A 1,070-nucleotide genomic window follows, 5' to 3' on the forward strand; every position below is an offset into this window, starting at 1 on the left:
GCTTCTTGCTTTACAGCATCTTCAAGCAAATTCTCTCTTGTTGCTTTTGTTTTTGTAGGAAGATTTGCATAAATTATTGTCGATGTAGTCATCAGAACTACGAATATTAAAAATGTAACTATTCTTTTCATTTAAATCACCTACTCAACTTAGTTTGTAGGTAATATGCCCATTGAAATTATTAATATTCTTCAACTAAACTGCTCCTTTAGTTGAACAAGAAAAGAGCTGTTTTATTGCAAAATTTTTCGTATGATGTTAACGAAAATGAGAATAATGAGAAAAAGGAGGTGTGGAAATTTTGAAAAGCAAATTTATAATAATTTTATTAACCACTTTTCTCTCGTTGAACATAGCTTGGAGTGTATTTGCGAAAGAAAAGCCCGAAGATGAATTTTATTCTACATTGTCTAAAAATGAACAAAAGTATAAAGAATATCAAAATGCTACATTAAATATCAGGAGAAAACTTAATGGTAGTAGTGAGTTACGTGAACTTGAGAAAGAATTAGCTAAGTATGGTTATAGAGATTTGTCTTACGATTACCCAGATATTGAGGTTTATTTTTTTGCTTCTATTTACGAAGATAAGTATATGGTCATAAGGAAGTATGCAGTATATGATTTAAAAGGTAACTTTTTGAATGGCGGATTTGGGCGAACAGCAAAACGAGATGCGGTAAATAATGGTGAATTTAATGGTTGGAAAGACAAAGACTCGAAAGACAAAGGTAAAGAAGATAACCTAGCCGATGATAATCCAACTGATTAAATAGCTTTTACTATCCTTTAAGCACACAAAAGTATAGGCCAATTCTCGGTACCAACTGTACGATAATCAAATAAACAAACTAAACCACCATCGAACTTGGTGGTTTTTATATTGGTTTTCTTACTCAAACATCTATTCTCTCTTCTTCAACTAAACTGCCCCGTTAGTTGAACAAGAAAAAGAGCTGTACTAGCAACTCCTGATTCTTGAACTAAAGCACCCGTTCGTATTATAAGGTCAGCCAGATTTTTCTGGTTGACCATTTTTTATATCGATATATGATAGCGGTAGCCGGGGT

The 1,070-nt window shown here is 32.6% G+C and carries 1 protein-coding gene; it reads left to right on the plus strand.

Going from position 1 to position 1,070, the window contains the following annotated elements; all coding sequences use genetic code 11:
• Positions 1-301: 301 nt before the first annotated feature.
• Positions 302-772 carry a hypothetical protein gene (locus ACHUE4_RS16600; protein ID WP_394192076.1) on the plus strand — a complete coding sequence of 157 codons (471 nt, stop codon included), beginning with the start codon at positions 302-304 and terminating at the stop codon, positions 770-772.
• The last annotated feature ends 298 nt before the right edge of the window (positions 773-1,070 follow it).

It is taken from the genome of Paenisporosarcina quisquiliarum, assembly GCF_043641925.1.
Lineage (GTDB): Bacteria > Bacillota > Bacilli > Bacillales_A > Planococcaceae > Paenisporosarcina > Paenisporosarcina quisquiliarum_A.